Here is a 13072-nt window from a genome sequence, read left to right as displayed (position 1 = left end):
GCTGGCCATGTTCGCCGAATCCAGCGCACTCGACGACGTCCTGGCCGATTTCGGCAGTTCGGCGCTCGGCGCCGGCTTGCCGGACCACCTTGTCGCATGGATCGACGAGGCTGGCCGGTTGCGGGATCGCCCGGACGACGCACGTGCGCTGCTTGAGCGCGCGCGATCAGCGGCGCCCACGCACCCGGCACCGCTGATCGCGCTGTACCGCTTTCATTTCTACGGCCACCAGCTTGCGCAGGCGCGCACGGTCGGCGAGGCCGCGCTGGCGATTGCGCGCGCAGCGCTTGGGCCCCGCTTCGGCGACGTGCCCCCTGACGGCGAAGCGGTGCGTTATGACGCGGCAGTGCGCTTCTATCTGTTCGTGCTGAAGGGGCTCGCGTATCTGAACCTGCGGCTCGGCGACGCGGATGCGGCGCGCACACAGTTGAACGAACTTCGGCATCTGGATCCAGACGACCGGGTCGGCGGCGCGGTGCTGATGCAAGTGCTGGTGCGCCACGAGCGCAGTGAATTCGCCGACGATGACGAAGCGCTGCGCGCGCATCCGGCGCGCGGCTGGGCGGAGCGGACGGAGGTAGGGCGATGAGCCGGCCCGGCGCGGCCCGTTCTCCTGCGGGCGACATTCCATCGCTGCACTGGCAAGGCGGCCCGGTCGATTGCGCGAGCTGCCCGTATGAGCACCTGCGTGCGAGGCCGGAGCGTGACGGCTGCGAGCCCGGCCACGCGTGCATACAGGACGCATACGCGCGCCGCATCGACCGTTTCTTCCGCTGGCACCCGGCGCTCAGCAACGCGCAGCTCACGCACCCGTATTTCGAGGTGCGCGCGATTTCGGCACGCTATGCGGATGTGTTCCGGCTGCCGGCGCTGATCGACGATCCGGATGAGACCGTGCGTCTGCAAATCGCGCTGCGTTTGCCGCATGCGTATCTGTCACGGCTCATCGGCGATCCGCATCGGGAGGTGCGGATCCGGGTCGCGCAGCGCCTGGAACCAGCCGCGCTGGTTCGCATGCGGGGGGACCCCGACTACGGCGTGCGCGAATGGGTCGCGCGGCGTCTACCGGTGCCGCTGCTGCCGACGATGACGCAGGATGCCGACCGCTGCGTGCGTATGCGCGTCGCCGAACGGATCGACATGCCCGCGCTGCTGCGCATGGTTGGCGACGCTGACGCCGAGGTGCGCCAACTGGTTGCCGAGCGGCTGCCGGCACCGCTGCTCAGCCGCATGCTGGGCGACACGGATTGGCGCGTGCGTTGGGAAATCGCGCGGCGCGCGCCGCCGGGCATCATCGTTCTGCTGCTTGACGACGTTGACGAAGAAGTGCACACGCTCGCCAGACGGCGGCTGCATTCGGACGATCCGTCACAACCGCTGGAACTCGATACAGGAGCCGATCATGGGTGACATTAACCGCGACGACGACGTGATCGAGGTCGCCTTTCCGCCGCGCTTTTCCTTTGGCGAACGGGTGATCGCACGCTCGGTGATCCGCAACGACGGGACGTACAACGGCAAGGACATCGGCGAAGTGCTTGTCAACAAGGGCGACATCGGCTACGTGATGAGCATCAACCAGTTCCTGCAGCAGTTCTACATCTACGCGGTCGATTTCGTGGAAACCGGCCATCGGGTCGGGATGCGAGCGAAGGAACTTTGCACGCTCGACAACCTGCCCGACGACGTGCTCGAGAAGCTCGGCGAGCGTGCGGGCCGGCTCGGCGGGCTCGGCCGCGGCGCAGAGCAGGGCGCAAGCGGCGAACAGGAGACAGCATCGTGAGCATGATGGAACCGATGCGGGAGCCCGAATATGCGTGGGGCATGCGCGTGATCGCGCTGGACGATCTGTTCAACGACGGCACCTATCCGGAGCGCCTGCCTGGCGAACGCCTGGTCGAAGCCGGCGCGCTCGGCGAGATCGTCAACGTCGGGCAGGTCGTCGAGACGGGCGAGCCGGTCTATCTGGTCGAGTTCGGCCGGCAGGTGATCGGCTGCACCGAGGACGAGATCGCACCGGCGCCGGCCGGGCTGCTGCCGGAACACGATGAGGAGGCCGCGTCGTGATCGCCTGCGAGCCGCCGGTCGGGCGCGCGGCCGGCGCGGTGGTCGTCGATCTGATGCTGCACCGCATCGAGCGCGCGTTGCGTGAGCGCGTGCGATACCGCTACGTCAGCCCGCGCGTGCTGCAGGACGGCGACGGCTTCCGCATCGAAAGCCCGTGCTGCTCGCGCAACGTTGATCCGGAAGGCGGTGTGATCGACATCGCACGGATCGCGCCGGGCCCATCCGGGCTCTGGCAACTGTACATGCGCGACCACTGTGCTGCCCGATGGAGCTGGTGGCAGGAGAGCGCCGATCTCGACGCGTTGCTCGACATGCTGTGCGTCGATGCCGATCGCGTGTTCTGGCAATGACGCACGTCTGACCTTGCATGGAAACTGAGCCGACGATGATCTATCTCGACCACAACGCAACGACCCCGCCCGCGCAGGCAGCGATCAATGCGATGCTTGCCGCGCTGACCGACGTGTGGGCGAACGCGTCATCGCAGCATCGGCGTGGCCAGCAGGCGAAACGCGCGCTGGCTGCCGCGCGCGCGACGATCGCGGGCGCGCTCGGCTGCAAGGCGAAGGAACTGATCTTCACCAGCGGCGCGACCGAGGCGAACCATCTCGCTGTGCTCGGCCTGTCCGCGCCGGCGGCGGAGCGGCCACGCCTCGTGTTCGGTGCGCTCGAGCATGCGGCGCATCTGAAACTCGCGCGCACGCTCGCCGCGCAAGGCCATCCGGTCGATTTCATTGGGGCGCGCGCGGATGGCACGCTCGATCTCGACGACGCGGCGCGCGTGATCGGCCCGGACGTCGCAGTCGTGTCGGTGATGGCGGCCAACAACGAGACCGGCGTGCTGATGCCCGTTGCCGAACTGTGCGCGCTTGCGCATGCTGCGGGCGCGCGGTTGCACGTCGATGCGACGCAGTTCGTCGGCAAGCAGCCGTTTGATTTCGCAGCGTTTGGCGCTGACGCGGTGTCGCTGTCCGCGCACAAGCTGCATGGCCCGAAGGGGATCGGCGCGCTGGTGGTGCGCGACGGCGTACCGCTCGCGCCGCTGTTTCTCGGTAGCCAGGAACGGCATCGCCGCGGCGGCACCGAGAACCTGCCTGCAATTGTCGGCTTTGCCGCCGCACTCGAACAGCTGCCCGACGTTGCGGCCGAGGCCGAGCGTCTCGCCGCGCTGCGCGATGCGCTCGAAGATGGTCTGCGCCGTGCGCTGCCCGGCATACGCGTGTACGGCGCGGCCGCGCCGCGCCTGCCGGGCACGAGCTACCTGCGCATCGGCCTGCTGGAAGCCGAAACCGTATTGCAGCGCTGTGAGCAGATTGGCGTTTCCGCGTCGTCCGGCTCGGCGTGCTCGTCCGGCGGCAGCGAGCCGTCGCACGTGCTGACCTCGATGGGCGTGGCGCGCGACGAGGCGTTGTGCGCGGTGCGCTTCTCGCTCGGCGTCGAAACGACGGTGCGCGACATTGAAACCATCGTCGCAGCGCTGCCACCGCTGCTGCTGCCGCTGCTGGCGGAGTCGGCCGCCTCAGCTGCACAAACGATCTGAACCTGGAACTATCGGAGCCAAACCGTGAAAGTCATGATTCGCAAAGACAGCAAGGGAACGCTGAGCGCCTACGTGCCGAAGAAGGATCTGGAGGAGCCGATCGTGTCGATGGCGCGGCCGGAGATGTGGGGCGGGCTGGTCACGCTCGGCAACGGCTGGCAGCTTGAACTGCCCGAGATGGATGCCGCCACGACGTTGCCCGTGACGGTCGAGGCGCGGCGCATCGCTGGCGCGGAGGATTGACATGGCACTTACCGCCGAACAGGTCCAGGCCGCTGCTGACGTGATCGGCTCGGCGGCAACCTTGCGCGACGCGGCGAGCCGGTGGCGCGAGCGCTATCCGGATGTGCGGACGATGCAGTACGACCCGGCCGACATGCGCGGCGAGACACCAGCGCTGCGCGTCGGCGCTCGCGCCATCTACTTTGTGCGGATCGCCGGCATGTGTCTGTCGATCACGTCTGAGGCGGACGAAGCGAACGCACTGATCCTGACCGACGATGGAGGCGGGGATGGAACTTGACGAGATTGCGCTCGCCGAGCCCGCGTGCGGTGAACGAGAAGTCGCGCTGGTGACCGCGGTGCTGGAATCGTCGCGCTGGACCGACGGCCCGATGCGCGAAGCGTTCGAGCGCGCGTTCGCGGGCTGGGCGGGCCGTGCGCATGCGGTCGCGGTTGCCAGCGGTACGCTCGGCGCGTGGATCGCGTTGCGCGCGCTCGGCATCGCCGCCGGCGACGAGGTGGTCTGTGCATCGCACACGTGGCATCAGGTCGCGCACGCCATCACGCTTGCGGGCGCGATGCCGGTGTTCGCAGACATCGACTACTGGAGCGGATGCCTGAGCGTCGACAAGGCTGTGCCGAAGATCGGCCCCCGCACGCGGGCGATACTTGCCGGCAACACCAACGGCCATCCGGCCGCTTGGGGGCCGTTGCGCGAACTGGCCAACGCGCACGGGCTCGCGCTGATCGAGGACAGCACCGAGGCGCTGGGTTCCCGTTATCGCGGCCGCAGCGTCGGCTCGTTCGGCGATGTGTCGGTCTTCGATTTCTCCGGGCCGTCCGCGCTATGCGCAGGCGAAGGGGGAATGCTCGTCACCGACGACGACATGCTCGCACACGAGCTGCGCTATCTGCGCCAGCGGCGTGTCGCGGATCGCGGCTCGGTGTCCGTCGGCTCGCGCGTGCCGCTACAGGCCGGCATGAGCGAGCTGACGGCTGCGCTCGGTCTCGCGCAGCTCGCCAGCCTCGACGAGCGCCTGGAGCGGCGCAAGCTGGTCGAGTCCTGGTATCACGAGCAGATGCAGACGTTTGAAGGCATCAAACCGCCGTACGTCGCCGAGGATGTCGACGAGGTGCACTGGATGCTGTATGTCGTGCATCTCGGCAAGCGCTTCACGCAAAGCGCGCGCGCGCAGATGATCGACGACATGAAGTCGTGCGGGATCGAGACTGCCGCGTACAGCCATCCGCTGCACGAGCAGTTCCACTACATGCAGGCGGGCGAATCAATCGGCCGCAAGCGGGGCGTGCTGAAAGACACCGAGCGCATCGGCGACCGCGCGCTCGCGCTGCCGCTTCACACGCAGCTCGACGCCGACCACGTGAAGTTTATCGTCAAGAACCTGAAGGACACCGCGACCAACGTCGGCGCGGGGGCCGCGATCTATCTGTGAGGACCATGTTCATGAGCACTGCGACCGAAGTCGAATCCATCGCTCGCCAGATCGAGGCGGGCAGCGTGATCCCGTATCTCGGCCCGGGCGTGCTCGCGCTGTGCGCCGAGGTGCGCGTGCCGCAGACGCCGCTGGCGCTCGCAGAGATCATGACTGCGAAGGTTAGTGTGCCGCACAAGATCCGCCACCGGCTCACCCAGGCCGCGCAGTTCATCGAGAACTTCAAGCATCGGAAGTCGGTCGTCAGCCTGATGAATGACGCATTTGCGACATCGCCGGCGCCGTCTGCGCTGCATCTGGCGCTCGCCGAGAGCGGCGCGGGCCTGTATGTCGACACGTGGTACGACGACACCTTCGCGGCTGCACTCGAGAAGGTGCGGCCGAACGGCTGGGCGCAGGTGCAGGGGCTGTCGCAGTCGGAGCATTTTGGCCAGTGGACAGGCGGCTACGATGCGCACGGCGCGCCGCTGCCCGAAGTGCCGGCTGCCGGCACGCTGCTCTACAAGCCGATCGGATCACACGCGCCCGCCGCGAACTACCTGGTGTCCGACAGCGACTACGTGGAAGTGCTGACCGAAATCGACATTCAGACGCCGATCCCGGCCGCAGTGCAGGCGTGGCGCAGCGGGCGCAGCTTCCTGTTCGTCGGCTGCCGGTTCGACGACCAGCTCACCCGCAGCTTCGCGCGCCAGATCATGAAGCGTTCGTCCGACACGCACTGGGCGGTGCTGCCCGACGAGCCGACGCGCATGGAGGCACGCTTCCTGGAAGAGCAGCGCATCGAGCGGATCGCCATGCCACTCGACGCCTTCGAGGCGGCGCTGGTGAGCACGCTGCGTGCTGCGCTGGCCGCCTGATTTCTTTTTGTCCGCCAAAGCCCACTGAGTATCCAATCATGACCCAATTGACCGTTCTTCCTTCCGGCAAAACCTACGACGTCGCCGCTGGTGCCACGCTGTTGCAGGCGCTGCTCGGCACCGGCGAAACCATCGCGCACAAGTGCGAAGGCAAGGCCCAATGCGGCTCCTGCCACCTGTTTGTCCAGGAAGGCCGCAAGAGCCTGTCGAAAGTCCAGCGCGTCGAAAATGAAAAGCTCGACACCATCGTCGGTGTCGGCTCCAAGTCGCGCCTCGCCTGCCAGGCGGTGCTCGGCGAGGAAGCCGTCACCGTCGAGTTGCTGAGCTTCGTGTGAGGCCATCATGACGCCGCTCAGGGATGCGGTCGTCGATGTTGCGATCGTCGGCGCGGGGCTGTGCGGTCTCGCACTGGCCCGTGCTCTGATAGCGCGCGATATCCCGTTCGTGCTGGCCGATGCGCGCGACCGGCTTGGCGGGCGGTTGCTGAGCCGGCGTTGCGAGACGAGCGGGCAGATCCTCGATCTCGGACCGACATGGTTCTGGCCGGAGATGGAACCGCATATCGCCGCGCTTGTCGCCGAACTGGGATTGCAGAGCTTCGCGCAGCATGATCCGGGCGACGCGCTGTGGCTGACTGACCCGAACCGCGAGCCCGAGCGGCGCGACGAGCCGAGCGGTGTGCATGCGGGCGCGCGGCGCATTGCGGGCGGCGTCACGCGTCTCGTTGATGCGCTGGCGGCACAATTGCCCGCCGATTGCATGATGCTGGGCAGCGCGCTGCGTGTCGTCCGCGATCGCGGCGCGTGGATCGAGTTGCGCTTTGATGCGCCGGCCGGCCCGCGCGTACTGCGCGCGCGCAAGGTCGTGCTTGCGCTGCCGCCACGCCTCGTGCGCGAACGGCTCGTGTTCGATCCACCGCTGCCCGAAGGGCTGGCCGACTCGCTCGCGGCCACACCAACCTGGATGGCCGCCGAAGCGAAGGCGCTGACCACGTACCTGACGCCGTTCTGGCGTGCGGCGGGGCACTCTGGCAACGCGTTCGTCCGGCATCTTCAGGCCACGCTCGGCGAAGTGTTCGACGCGAGCGACCCAACGACCAGCGCAGGTACGCTCGGCGGGTTCGTCGCGCTTGACGCTGCACAGCGCTTGCAGTTCGAGAAAGGGATGAGGCTGCTCATCGAGAGCCAGCTTGCCCAGCTCTATGGTGTGGACGCGCAGGATGGCACGCTGCATCTGTGCGACTGGGCAGCCGAGCCGTGGACATGCAGCGACGCCGACCGGGCCGAGCGGGCCGCACCACCGCAGGCCGATCCAGCGCTGCGGCGAGCCTGGTGGGGGGGGCGGCTCCATTTTGGCGGCAGCGAAACGGCGGCACACGGCGCCGGCCACATGGAAGGTGCGCTGGAGACAGCGGCGCGCATCGCCCGCGCACTGGTGCCACCGTTGCAGGACAGTAGAATCGCAGGCGACCAACCTGTGACACGGGACGAGGCACTGGCCCGCTTTGGCAAGATTGTCGCGGTGTGCCGGGCCGATGCGCCTGAGCATTACCGGCGGCACGTAGCGCGCCTGCTTTCTGGCCAGCGTGTCGAACAGTTGACGCAGCACGCGCTGCTGGCGACCGTCGAGCAGGTCTACAGCCACGTGCTCGCGGCGCTCGACGCACTGCTTCCGTCGCTGAGCGCCGTGGACCCGGGCGTTCCCGAGGCCGGTCGCCATCTGCTGACGCCCGCCTTGCTCGCGGCGTTCCACGGCTGGAATCGCATGCTGATCGACGCGGCGCTGGCGTTCAACGGCACCTCGTGCGCGCTATCGAATTTTCCGGATGAGCATCGCCCCGACGAGGCGTTGCAGCGTGCAATCGCAGCCGATCTTGCAGCCGCCTGGCGCGAGTTCGCGCTCGAACTCAATGCGCGCCTGCTGGCATTCGACGCGCATGCGCCGTATGGAGCGACTGCATGACGAACGGCGTGAAGATCGAAACCAGCGCACGACTTGCGATCATCGAAAGCGCGGGGCTTGCAGTGGCCACCATCGTCGAGGGGGTGGAGCGTGATGAACTGCTGCGCTCGCGGCTCACGCGCGCCGAGGTCACGCGTCAGCTACAGCGGATCGCCCATGCAGCGGCCGGCCTCGCACCGGCGATGCACGACGCGATGCGCGAAATCGACTGGGACGGCTGGCGGCTGATGGGCGAGCGGATTGCGCTCGCGCCGTGCGATGCACTGGACGAGGCGCTCTGGTTCGGCTGCGAATCGCTGCTGCCGGCCACGCTGTTGTGGTTGCGCGTGCACCGGCAAAACCACGGTGCGTTGTTCAAGATGACGGATTGAAGCTGTTGGCCGCGCGGCTTTTTTATGGTCCATCTGGACCGTCCCCCCGACCGCCACAGAGAATGGCGGCCGACAGCCTAGAAATCGCCGCGCTCGCCCCACGGATGGCTGCCGGCGACGACCGTCGCGCGGATACCTGCGCGTGCCAGCGCGTCGAGATCCCGATACAAGGTGGCTTCGTGCACCAGCGTGCCCGATTGCGTCATCACGCCGACGTAGCGGGCGGGCCGATCGATCTCGCAGCGGTAGCCGCCGCCCGGATCGTCAGTGCGGCGCGCGTTGCCGCTCCAGTCGATGAAATAGCCGTGTGCGTCGTCGTTCTTCGTCATGCCGATTGGGGGTTGTCGAGTACCGCTTTCAGGTTGAGAGACAGGTTGTTCTTGGTCGCATCCACATACGGACAGATGCCTTTCGCGCGCTCCAGCAGACTGTCTGCGGTGGTCTGGTCGAGCGCGCCGGCCATGAACGCGGTCAGGTTGAGCGCCATTCGGTACGCGCCTTCGAAGTTCACGTACATCGACAGCGCTGCTTCGACGTAGCAGCCGCGCAGCGGCAGCTTGTCGCTTCTGGCGATGTGCCGCAGCGAATGCTCGAAGCACGCGCCGAACGCCGCGGCAAACAGTTGCTCCGGGTTCGGCCCGTCACCAGTGCCGCCCATCGCCTTCGGCATGGCGAGCTTCAACTTGAAGCTGCCGTCGTCGCTCTGCACCAGCGCGTTGCGGCCGCCCTGGGTGAGCACCGTGGCCTGATAGACGAGATCCATGTTGTTCCCCGTTTTTTTTTACCGCAGCAGCTTCCTGCGTTCGGCCGCGGAAAAGTTGCTCATGTGCCCTTCCTTCACCGCCGCACGGCGGGCGGACGCGATGATCGCCTTGCTTTGTCCCGGCGGCACGGGGGCGCTGACCTGCTTGTCGAGCGCGGTGCTGCCGCAGTGCGGACAGACAACGAACGCGCCCGAGCGCACGAGTGTTTCAAAAGTCTGCCTGCAGTTGCGACAGACGAAGTCGTAGAGCGGCATCGTCGGGATCTCCGTTCAGGCAGGGGAGGCGGTGCACGCTTCCATCGCGGCCGCGCAACCTTCCATCGGACCGGGGGCGTTGGCCACGGCCCGCGGACTGAGTCCGATCCACGCATGCACCCGATCGACGTCGAAGCCGACCATCCGCTCGCCGTCGGCCTCCATCAGCGGGCGGCGGATCAGCAGCGGCTCGGCAAGCAAGCGCGTAAGCGCATCCTCGGCGTCGAGCCGTTCGGGAACGATGCGTCCCGACTTGACGTCCGGCGCCGCGCGGTTGAACCAGTCGGGCACCGGCAGCGGCCCGAGGAAGGCGAGCAGCGTCTTCGGCGTCCACGCCCAGCGAAGCAGGTTGCGTACCTCGAGCGTGTGGCCGGCCGCGGTGAGCAGCGCTTTCTGCTTCGCGTTGCCGCCGCAGCCGGGTTTCTCGTAGAACGTGACGTGGGTCATTTGGCAGTCTCCTCTGTGCATTGGCGCAGCTGCTGAAGGCACTCCGCCGTCGCGCACATGTCGAACGCGGTGAAATCGTCCTGGGAGCGGATCGACGGGGCTGCGCCGAGTGCGAGCAGCGTGCGCACGACGTCGGCCTTGCCCGACGATGCGGCATACATCAGGCACGTCGCCCCCGTGAAATTCAGATGGTCAAGCGGCACCCCGGCGCGCGCGAGCCGTTCGATGCCAGACGGCTCTCCGTGCACGCAGGCGAGCCACAGCGCGTTGTTGCCGTCCGCATTCGCCGCATCGAGTGGCACACCATGCGCAAGCAGCGCCTCAACGATGTCGTGCCTTCCGCGCCAGGCGGCAACCATCAGCGGCGTGTTGTCGTGCGCGCCGCGCGCATTCGGGCCGGCGAAGCCTTCGCTAGCAAGCCACGCGGCAAGGGCAGGCTCGACCGGCTGGCCAGACGGGTTCGCATCGGCCATGCTGGCGGCCCACGCGGCATAGCCGCCGATCAGATCGCAGACCTCGGTGAAGCCGAAGTCGGCGAACATGCGTGCCCAGGTCTGGCTCGCGTTGCCGTGATAGCAGTAGATGAGGATCGGACGGCTGCGCGGCGTGCGCAGCAGCAGCGCGTCCTGGCTGTCCTGCGACAGCAGCACGGCGTCCGGCCAGCCGTTGCGCGCACGGCTGGCGGCGTCGCGCGCGTCAAGCACGAGCGCGTCCGGGTGGCGGAGCCGCCAGGCGCCGAGTTCGTTTACGGTGACGCGGCGGAAGACGCGCGAACCTTTCATTGCAGAAGCTCCTCGCGGGCCGGGCTATCAAGATAGGGCGGCTCGCTGATGATGCGCGGATCGGCGAGTGGCAAGCCGACGCTGAAGTGATAGAGGACCTGCCAGCCGGGCGACGCGGACGCATCGAGCCCGAGCAGCGCGTGCACCGGATCGTCGAAGTAGCAGCCGATGCCGGTGCCGCGCAGGCCCGCCGCCTCAGCCTCCAGGTAGAGCGTCTGGCCGATCTGTCCGGCTTCGCGCAGCAGCGCGCGGTACTGGTACGGCTCATGATCGACGTGCGGCCGGACCGCTCCGAGGAGCGCAACCACGAACATCGCATCGGCGCCGATCGCCTGGTGGCAGCTCAGCGTGCGCAACGTACCCGCGAGCGCAGGGTTGAGCGCAAGGCGGTAGAGCGGCAAGTCCGGCGGCGCCGCGTGCACTGGTTCGAGCGGAAGCAGCGCGAATGCCGTTTGCAGCGCCGCGTAGGCACCGGGATCGCGCAACAGCAGGTACGCGCCGCCGTCGAGGCCGTCAACGCGATGCGCGAATAGCACCAGATGCACCCGCGCGGGCGATGCCGCGATGTCCCACGGCACCGGCGCGCAGCCGGCTTCGGCGCCGGGCAGCAGTGCGTCGAGGATCGGCCACAGGCGTCCCGCGTCGAGGTGCGCGCGGCGATCAAAATGCTGCGCGCTGCGGCGCGCGCGGATCAGCGTCGAGGCGCGCGCCTCGGTGCCGGGCACGCGGCGCCGCACACCCGCGGCGGGCAGCGTCGCCACGGCTGCGGCGGTATCCCTTGCACTGCGGCGCGATGCGTGCGCGACCTCGTCAATCACGGGCCAGTGGTACATCGGATGCGCGTCGAGCCGGTTCGCGCGGCCGTGCCACGTGGTGTCCGGCAGCCATGGGAACGGATCGTCGTCGGCCGGTGTGTCGTCGTGTAGCAATTCGAACAGAGCTTCCGGCTCCTCGCGCTCCGCGTCGCCGAAATCGCCGCTGCGGTCGAGACCGAGGCAAGCGGCGATCATGTCATGACCGGACGCGATTTCGCGCAGGCGCCAGCCGAGCACGGCAGCCGCGTAGCGCAGCGCTCCAATTGCATGCCCGAGGTCGAGCTGGCAGTAGCGGAACGCGCGCTCGCCGTATTTCCATGCTTCGCGCCAGTGGATCGAGCTGAAACCGACGATCAGGACCGTGCGCCCCGTGGCCGCGTCCGCGCCGAAGACGGACGGCGTCGCACGCCGCTCCAGCGCGTGCACTTGCGGCGCGTAATGATAGAGACCATTGTCCAGACCGGCCACGCCGCGCGCAAGCAGATACACCTCGGTCGGATGCAGATTGCCGCTCGACGGATTGCAGCGCACCGCCCAGCGATCGGGGCCGGACCGTTTCCATGCCGACAGCGCGAACGACAGCTCGAACAGCAGGCCGACGCTGTCGAGACAGGCGGACCGCGGGGCGACGGCGCCCGGTGTAAACAGGCTGACCCAGCGGATCGTGTCGGCGTCGGCGGGAAACGGCAGCGGCGTGACCGGCGCGCCGGCAAAGCGCCGGAACGGCGCGGGCGGCCCGTCCCAGTCCAGCGTCTCCGGGCCGGCAGCATAGCGCTCGAACCGATGCTTGGTCCGTTCGTGGTATGCGCGCACCGTCGAAGCGGCAGATGCGGCGTCGGGATCGGCACAAGCCGCCGGGCCGGAGAAATTGCTCATGTGCGTTCGTCCCGAAGGCGCGCGGCGGCCTCGTCGACAACAGCGCGGCCCACCGCCCTGCCTGGCGCCGAACCGGCTCCGCGCCAGCCAAGACGGCGCGCCGCGCGCAGCAATTGCAGCCCGCGGTCGGCGGCCATGTCGAGCGCGCTGCGGCCGTCCGGCGCGACCAGCGTGTCACTTGCGCCCTGCGCCAGCAGCAGTTGCATCACTTCCATCCGCCCACTTGCCGCAGCCTGCATCAGGCACGTGATGTCATCGTCGTTGGCGCGATCGATGTCGATACCGGCGTCGATCAGGCGCAGGATCGGCGCCGGTGCGCCGCCGATGCACGCATACCAGAGCGCGTGGTTGCCCTCGTCGTCGCATGCGTCGAGCCGGGCACCAGCGGCCAGCAGCGCGCCGACTACGCCGTCCTCGCCCTGTAGGGCGGCCAGCATCAGCGGCGTCAGCGCCCCCTCGGCGCGCGCATGCAGATCAGGAAAGTCGTGCCATGCAAGCCACGTGGCGAGCGCGGCCGGCATCGTGTCTGACCGCACGTCATCGTGTTTCGCTGCACGGCGGACGCCACCGTCGCGCGCGCCCGACATGGCGGACGCGGAGGGAATGGGCAGGGACATGTTCATGCTCCGGATCTGGCAAACAGGCGGGGGCGGGAAGGAGG

Annotated in this window: 20 protein-coding genes; 13 read left to right on the top strand and 7 right to left on the bottom strand. The window is 68.1% G+C overall.

The window, feature by feature from the left end:
• Positions 1–7 precede the first annotated feature (7 nt).
• Genes AC3FNH_RS24455 through AC3FNH_RS24395 form a run of 13 tightly spaced genes read left to right on the top strand, consistent with a single transcriptional unit; the run spans position 8 to position 8473 of the window.
• A complete protein-coding gene (locus tag AC3FNH_RS24455) occupies positions 8–589 on the top strand; it encodes a hypothetical protein (protein ID WP_488721886.1) in 582 nt (193 codons plus the stop codon).
• Complete coding sequence (locus AC3FNH_RS24450) at positions 586–1410, top strand: 4Fe4S-binding leucine-rich repeat protein (RefSeq protein WP_488721885.1); 825 nt, start codon at positions 586–588, stop codon at positions 1408–1410. Before AC3FNH_RS24455 ends, AC3FNH_RS24450 begins: the two co-directional genes overlap by 4 nt.
• Positions 1403–1783, top strand: coding sequence for a nitrogen fixation protein NifZ (locus AC3FNH_RS24445; RefSeq protein ID WP_488721884.1), 381 nt, complete (start codon positions 1403–1405; stop codon positions 1781–1783). Before AC3FNH_RS24450 ends, AC3FNH_RS24445 begins: the two co-directional genes overlap by 8 nt.
• 5 nt (positions 1784–1788) lie before the next feature.
• On the top strand, positions 1789–2067 hold the full coding sequence (locus tag AC3FNH_RS24440; RefSeq protein WP_488721934.1) for a nitrogen fixation protein NifZ: 279 nt from the start codon (positions 1789–1791) through the stop codon (positions 2065–2067).
• 53 nt (positions 2068–2120) lie between these two features.
• On the top strand, positions 2121–2417 hold the full coding sequence (locus AC3FNH_RS24435) for a DUF3024 domain-containing protein (protein ID WP_488721933.1): 297 nt from the start codon (positions 2121–2123) through the stop codon (positions 2415–2417).
• Positions 2418–2452: 35 nt separating this feature from the next.
• On the top strand, positions 2453–3607 hold the full coding sequence (locus AC3FNH_RS24430; RefSeq protein ID WP_488721883.1) for a cysteine desulfurase family protein: 1155 nt from the start codon (positions 2453–2455) through the stop codon (positions 3605–3607).
• A 24-nt stretch (positions 3608–3631) separates the two neighbouring features.
• A complete protein-coding gene (gene nifT, locus AC3FNH_RS24425) occupies positions 3632–3850 on the top strand; it encodes a putative nitrogen fixation protein NifT (protein ID WP_488721882.1) in 219 nt (72 codons plus the stop codon).
• Position 3851: 1 nt separating this feature from the next.
• On the top strand, positions 3852–4130 hold the full coding sequence (locus tag AC3FNH_RS24420) for a DUF6129 family protein (RefSeq protein ID WP_488721881.1): 279 nt from the start codon (positions 3852–3854) through the stop codon (positions 4128–4130).
• Complete coding sequence (locus AC3FNH_RS24415) at positions 4120–5283, top strand: DegT/DnrJ/EryC1/StrS family aminotransferase (RefSeq protein WP_488721880.1); 1164 nt, start codon at positions 4120–4122, stop codon at positions 5281–5283. The genes AC3FNH_RS24420 and AC3FNH_RS24415 overlap by 11 nt, the downstream gene beginning before the upstream one ends.
• Before the next feature lie 11 nt (positions 5284–5294).
• On the top strand, positions 5295–6140 hold the full coding sequence (locus AC3FNH_RS24410; protein WP_488721879.1) for an SIR2 family NAD-dependent protein deacylase: 846 nt from the start codon (positions 5295–5297) through the stop codon (positions 6138–6140).
• Between the two features lie 38 nt (positions 6141–6178).
• A complete protein-coding gene (locus AC3FNH_RS24405) occupies positions 6179–6475 on the top strand; it encodes a 2Fe-2S iron-sulfur cluster-binding protein (protein WP_488721878.1) in 297 nt (98 codons plus the stop codon).
• A 7-nt stretch (positions 6476–6482) separates the two neighbouring features.
• On the top strand, positions 6483–8102 hold the full coding sequence (locus tag AC3FNH_RS24400; RefSeq protein WP_488721877.1) for a flavin monoamine oxidase family protein: 1620 nt from the start codon (positions 6483–6485) through the stop codon (positions 8100–8102).
• The gene (locus AC3FNH_RS24395) at positions 8099–8473 is read left to right on the top strand and encodes a hypothetical protein (protein ID WP_488721876.1); all 375 of its coding nucleotides are present in this window, start codon (positions 8099–8101) and stop codon (positions 8471–8473) included. Before AC3FNH_RS24400 ends, AC3FNH_RS24395 begins: the two co-directional genes overlap by 4 nt.
• A gap of 77 nt (positions 8474–8550) precedes the next feature.
• Here AC3FNH_RS24395 and AC3FNH_RS24390 read toward each other — a convergent pair whose 3' ends face one another.
• The 7 genes from AC3FNH_RS24390 to AC3FNH_RS24360 are packed head-to-tail and all read right to left on the bottom strand — an operon-like array spanning position 8551 to position 13028.
• Positions 8551–8802, bottom strand: coding sequence for a hypothetical protein (locus AC3FNH_RS24390; protein WP_488721875.1), 252 nt, complete (start codon positions 8800–8802; stop codon positions 8551–8553).
• Complete coding sequence (locus AC3FNH_RS24385; RefSeq protein ID WP_488721874.1) at positions 8799–9236, bottom strand: Ohr family peroxiredoxin; 438 nt, start codon at positions 9234–9236, stop codon at positions 8799–8801. The genes AC3FNH_RS24390 and AC3FNH_RS24385 overlap by 4 nt, the downstream gene beginning before the upstream one ends.
• Before the next feature lie 18 nt (positions 9237–9254).
• Positions 9255–9491 carry an FmdB family zinc ribbon protein gene (locus AC3FNH_RS24380; RefSeq protein ID WP_488721873.1) on the bottom strand — a complete coding sequence of 79 codons (237 nt, stop codon included), beginning with the start codon at positions 9489–9491 and terminating at the stop codon, positions 9255–9257.
• A gap of 15 nt (positions 9492–9506) precedes the next feature.
• A complete protein-coding gene (locus AC3FNH_RS24375; RefSeq protein WP_488721872.1) occupies positions 9507–9938 on the bottom strand; it encodes an ArsC/Spx/MgsR family protein in 432 nt (143 codons plus the stop codon).
• Positions 9935–10720, bottom strand: coding sequence for an ankyrin repeat domain-containing protein (locus AC3FNH_RS24370; RefSeq protein WP_488721871.1), 786 nt, complete (start codon positions 10718–10720; stop codon positions 9935–9937). The genes AC3FNH_RS24375 and AC3FNH_RS24370 overlap by 4 nt, the downstream gene beginning before the upstream one ends.
• Positions 10717–12411 carry a nitroreductase family protein gene (locus tag AC3FNH_RS24365; protein ID WP_488721870.1) on the bottom strand — a complete coding sequence of 565 codons (1695 nt, stop codon included), beginning with the start codon at positions 12409–12411 and terminating at the stop codon, positions 10717–10719. The genes AC3FNH_RS24370 and AC3FNH_RS24365 overlap by 4 nt, the downstream gene beginning before the upstream one ends.
• On the bottom strand, positions 12408–13028 hold the full coding sequence (locus tag AC3FNH_RS24360) for an ankyrin repeat domain-containing protein (RefSeq protein ID WP_488721869.1): 621 nt from the start codon (positions 13026–13028) through the stop codon (positions 12408–12410). The genes AC3FNH_RS24365 and AC3FNH_RS24360 overlap by 4 nt, the downstream gene beginning before the upstream one ends.
• Positions 13029–13072 lie beyond the last annotated feature (44 nt).

The organism is Cupriavidus sp. 22TCCZM01-5 (assembly GCF_057798915.1).
This window is presented reverse-complemented; position numbering and strand designations above follow the sequence as displayed.

Coding starts and splice junctions, on each gene's coding strand:
- AC3FNH_RS24385 (WP_488721874.1), bottom strand. CDS start 9,236: ATGGATCTCGTCTATCAGGCCACGGTGCTCACCCAGGGCGGCCGCAAC.
- AC3FNH_RS24415 (WP_488721880.1), top strand. CDS start 4,120: ATGGAACTTGACGAGATTGCGCTCGCCGAGCCCGCGTGCGGTGAACGA.
- AC3FNH_RS24360 (WP_488721869.1), bottom strand. CDS start 13,028: ATGTCCCTGCCCATTCCCTCCGCGTCCGCCATGTCGGGCGCGCGCGAC.
- AC3FNH_RS24410 (WP_488721879.1), top strand. CDS start 5,295: ATGAGCACTGCGACCGAAGTCGAATCCATCGCTCGCCAGATCGAGGCG.
- AC3FNH_RS24435 (WP_488721933.1), top strand. CDS start 2,121: ATGCTGCACCGCATCGAGCGCGCGTTGCGTGAGCGCGTGCGATACCGC.
- AC3FNH_RS24380 (WP_488721873.1), bottom strand. CDS start 9,491: ATGCCGCTCTACGACTTCGTCTGTCGCAACTGCAGGCAGACTTTTGAA.
- AC3FNH_RS24390 (WP_488721875.1), bottom strand. CDS start 8,802: ATGACGAAGAACGACGACGCACACGGCTATTTCATCGACTGGAGCGGC.
- AC3FNH_RS24440 (WP_488721934.1), top strand. CDS start 1,789: ATGGAACCGATGCGGGAGCCCGAATATGCGTGGGGCATGCGCGTGATC.
- AC3FNH_RS24365 (WP_488721870.1), bottom strand. CDS start 12,411: ATGAGCAATTTCTCCGGCCCGGCGGCTTGTGCCGATCCCGACGCCGCA.
- AC3FNH_RS24420 (WP_488721881.1), top strand. CDS start 3,852: ATGGCACTTACCGCCGAACAGGTCCAGGCCGCTGCTGACGTGATCGGC.
- AC3FNH_RS24430 (WP_488721883.1), top strand. CDS start 2,453: ATGATCTATCTCGACCACAACGCAACGACCCCGCCCGCGCAGGCAGCG.
- AC3FNH_RS24400 (WP_488721877.1), top strand. CDS start 6,483: ATGACGCCGCTCAGGGATGCGGTCGTCGATGTTGCGATCGTCGGCGCG.
- AC3FNH_RS24445 (WP_488721884.1), top strand. CDS start 1,403: ATGGGTGACATTAACCGCGACGACGACGTGATCGAGGTCGCCTTTCCG.
- AC3FNH_RS24370 (WP_488721871.1), bottom strand. CDS start 10,720: ATGAAAGGTTCGCGCGTCTTCCGCCGCGTCACCGTAAACGAACTCGGC.
- AC3FNH_RS24450 (WP_488721885.1), top strand. CDS start 586: ATGAGCCGGCCCGGCGCGGCCCGTTCTCCTGCGGGCGACATTCCATCG.
- AC3FNH_RS24395 (WP_488721876.1), top strand. CDS start 8,099: ATGACGAACGGCGTGAAGATCGAAACCAGCGCACGACTTGCGATCATC.
- AC3FNH_RS24455 (WP_488721886.1), top strand. CDS start 8: ATGTTCGCCGAATCCAGCGCACTCGACGACGTCCTGGCCGATTTCGGC.
- AC3FNH_RS24375 (WP_488721872.1), bottom strand. CDS start 9,938: ATGACCCACGTCACGTTCTACGAGAAACCCGGCTGCGGCGGCAACGCG.
- AC3FNH_RS24405 (WP_488721878.1), top strand. CDS start 6,179: ATGACCCAATTGACCGTTCTTCCTTCCGGCAAAACCTACGACGTCGCC.